Origin of the sequence: Fusibacter bizertensis (assembly GCF_029914245.1) — a bacterium.
GTDB lineage: Bacteria > Bacillota > Clostridia > Peptostreptococcales > Acidaminobacteraceae > Fusibacter_C > Fusibacter_C bizertensis.
The window spans coordinates 1-3631 of record NZ_JARYZI010000025.1 but is presented as its reverse complement, the minus strand read 5'-3'; the positions used below and the strand labels follow the sequence as shown (position 1 = coordinate 3631).

The window sequence follows — 3631 nt, the reverse complement described above, 5'->3', positions numbered from 1 at the left end:
TGATGGCGGAGGGGCCACACCTGTTCCCATACCGAACACAGAAGTAAAGTCCTCCAGCGTCGATGGTACTTGGCGGGCAGCTGCCTGGGAGAGTAGAACGTTGCCAATTAAAAGAATTCAGTCTAATGACTGGATTTTTTTTTGTTCTAGTCTAGTTATTACGTCAGTAGTTAGGAGGTAGACCTTATAAAAATATATTGTCTAATAACAGGATAACTTTAAATGCAATCAAATGAATCACTCTATTTGCGATCAATAGGGATATCAAATATACGATTGACTTATAGCATTAGAATATTTTTATATGACTTATACTGAATTTCTTATTTATGAAGATAACATGAATTTAGTGAACATGGATTTAGTGAACAAGGATTGTAGAATTATACTCTTTCTTCAATAATGCAAGAAAAGCTGAGGTAGGTTGAAACCTACCTCAGCTTTTTTATATAGAGTTTTTAATTAACTATAAACTAACTTCAGAGTTCTGCTCATCATCAAAGGTTCTATTAACTAAATAATGCTATAATGATCTGAACATAATCTAGTGCAAATTATTCGATTTTAAAATAAGAGGTTGAATCAATTAAGCGATTATTTAAAACAATAATTTCTTGTATTGTTTTATCTAAAAAATCAAAGTCATGCGATTGTGAATTTGCTGAACTGACAATTTTTAACTCTAACTGCATAATTTCTTCAGAAATTTGTCGCAGTAGGTTTATCTTTTCAAGCATTTCATCGTTATTTTCAACAACAACGCTAATTTCATTAAGGAAAGTTCTGATATTATCTAAAGATGAATTAGTATCCTGTGCAATAGAACGGAATGCTTTATCAGTATCAATAATTAAAGTACCTTGTGTATCTAATTTAGTTGCGATAATAGAATTTTGAGTAGTTACAGCGTTTACAACACTGGTAGTATCAGTAATGATTTTACTTATATCATCTGAAGCAGAGATAACTTGTTCAGCTAATTTTTTTATTTCATCTGCAACAACAGCAAATCCTCTACCAGATTCGCCAGCTCTAGCAGCTTCAATTGCAGCATTTAATGCTAATAGATTTGTTTGCTGTGCTACAGAGTTTATAACGACAGTTATCTCATTAATTTTGGTAAAGTTATAATTTAAATTATTGATTTGATTTGAACCTTCAGTCATGGCTTTTGTTACATCCGACATAGAGTCATTTAGTCGACTAATTTTTTCATTTCCTTCTTTAGTTGAGAGGACAATTAAATTATTATTTTCTTCAATTAATTTGGAACTTGTCGCCATTTTAGCAAGTAATTCAGTTAGACTTTGTGCAGATTGAAGCATGTTTGTTAGTGATTTCATTTGTTCTTCGATAACTTCGTGAATAGAATCAGAGTTTGAACTTACACTAATAGTTGAACTGCTTAATCGATCTTTTGAATTGTTAATAGACGCGGATTGTTTTTCAAGTTGATTAACAACTTGAATTGTTTCGGATAATGTTAAGTTGAATTTTTTTGAAACATCTGCTAATGCTTTATTAAGCAAACCAAACTCATCACTTCTTTTGGTATCAAAGGTCAAGGTCATATCACCTTCAGAAAATAAATCGACTTGTCTAATTGTCTTGCCGAGAATTTTTAGCATTCCTGAAGTAATGATGAAACCAAGACACAAAACAATAATTGTAATGATCGTTCCCACAATTGCAATTGTTAAAAGAGCATTTTTAATTTGGTTTTGCAATTGTATCAAAGATAATCCGATATTTAATGTATATGTGCCGTCTGTTAATGTTTCAGAAATATTAAAAACATCATTGTTTACTTGTATGAGAACCGGTTTATCTGATGTTTCGATGGTCTCTGTCTGTACATCACTATCGCTTGCAGAAGTAGATGCGTCAGTAATAACTGATTTGTCGGAAACTATTAGTTCTCCGCCGGGATTTGATAAAGAAATGTACTCAATACTTCCTTCACCTTTTTCTTTAACATCAAAGAAAATATTTTGAATTTCCTGAAGATTACTGACGTCATAATTTTCAATCTCTCTTTTTATGGTTCTTATTAGCGTTTGTCCATCATTCTTCATTTGTGCCATAACACCATTTTTTAGCATTATGTATGAAAAAAAAGAAAAAACTAAAATAATAATAATTGAAAAGCTAAAAAGTAAAAATGTAATCTTGTAAGCAAACTGTTTGTTTTTTTTCATAAAGAATCCTCTCTTTTTGATAATCATAAGATTTATAATATATATATAGGCATTTGAAATGCAATTTATGCATATACTATTAAATTATATTATAGCTTAAGATATAATGAAAAAATAGTAGGAGGTTATGATGAATAATGAGTGGATAAATAAAAGAATAAAATTAGCACATACACCAACACCGATTAGTAAATTAGAAAACATATCGAATAAGGTAAAAAAAAATATTTACATTAAAAGAGACGATCTTACGGGTCTAGAGTTATCTGGAAATAAAGTGAGAAAATTAGAGTATTCTTTATATGAAGCAATACAAAATAATGCTGATGTAGTTATTACCTGTGGAGCTGTTCAATCAAACCATGCTAGAGCAACAGCTACGGCATGTAGAATGTTGGGATTGACACCACATTTAGTTCTAAGGGGAGTTAAACCGGAATTGTATAAAGGTAATTTATTGCTGGATAAAATATTAGACTGTAAAATTGACTATTTAAGTGATACAGAATTTCTAGATATAAATAAAATACTTGTCCATTTAAAGGAAGAGTATATGGGTAAAGGTATAAATGCATATATTATCCCAGTGGGAGCATCAAATGGTGTGGGAAATTTTGGCTATTGGAATGCATATAACGAAATATTAACTCAGGAGAAAGAACTAGGTATCAAATTTTCTAGCATGATTACTACAGTTGGTTCAGGTGGAACTTTCTCTGGTTTAAATTTGGGCAACATATTTAATGGTAACCTCCATAAAATAGTGGGATATAGTATAGGCGGTTCAAAAGAGTATTTTGAGAAAATCTGTCTTAAAATTATGAGGGACACTATTGATTTGATTAGCAATGATAAAGTAAGCATTAGTTTTAATTCAAATATGATTACTTCAATTGAAGAAAATTATCAGGGTGATGGGTATGCAATACCGTATAAAGAAGAAATTGAAACGATAAAAATGTTAGCAAAGTTGGAAGGTATAATACTTGATCCCGTATACACCGGAAAATGTTTTCACGGATTATTAACGGATATTAATTTAGGTAAGTACGAAAATGATAATAATATACTATTTATTCATACAGGTGGTCATTTTGGAATTGAATCTTTTTCAAATTTGTTTTAGTAAAAGTTACTAAATAGAACAATTGATCGTGTGTATACTGAATACTTAGTTGGCCTTATATGTACATTAGTTGTGTTAATAAGAAAAAACACATACTATATGTAGTATGTAAAATAAAATCGAAAATAATTTCAGAATAAGCGTTGACAAGGTTTATTATCACTGGTATACTGTAAAAGTTGTCGGCGTTAACGAGTCTCGCAAGGCTTGATAATGGCTGATAGAAAAACAAACAGGACCTTGAAAATTGAATAGCGCAAATGAAAAAAACCAAAAACGTAATTCTTTTGAAGATGTCGATTTAAAG

General features: G+C 30.4%; 2 protein-coding genes and 1 rRNA gene. 2 read left to right on the top strand and 1 reads right to left on the bottom strand.

Annotated elements, in window-relative coordinates; all coding sequences use genetic code 11:
- Positions 1-109, top strand: a 5S ribosomal RNA gene (gene rrf, locus QE109_RS17475); the annotation flags it as partial.
- A 445-nt stretch (positions 110-554) separates the two neighbouring features.
- Here the strand turns inward: rrf and QE109_RS17470 are convergent.
- Positions 555-2102 carry a methyl-accepting chemotaxis protein gene (locus tag QE109_RS17470; RefSeq protein ID WP_281095836.1) on the bottom strand — a complete coding sequence of 516 codons (1548 nt, stop codon included), beginning with the start codon at positions 2100-2102 and terminating at the stop codon, positions 555-557.
- A gap of 226 nt (positions 2103-2328) precedes the next feature.
- Here QE109_RS17470 and QE109_RS17465 point away from each other — a divergent pair, with 226 nt between their 5' ends.
- Positions 2329-3324, top strand: a complete 996-nt coding sequence (locus QE109_RS17465) for a D-cysteine desulfhydrase family protein (RefSeq protein ID WP_281095835.1) — start codon at positions 2329-2331, stop codon at positions 3322-3324.
- The last annotated feature ends 307 nt before the right edge of the window (positions 3325-3631 follow it).

Bases quoted from the DNA above. Each gene is read 5' to 3' on its own strand.
- QE109_RS17470 (WP_281095836.1), bottom strand. From the start codon at position 2,102: ATGCTAAAAAATGGTGTTATGGCACAAATGAAGAATGATGGACAAACG.
- QE109_RS17465 (WP_281095835.1), top strand. From the start codon at position 2,329: ATGAATAATGAGTGGATAAATAAAAGAATAAAATTAGCACATACACCA.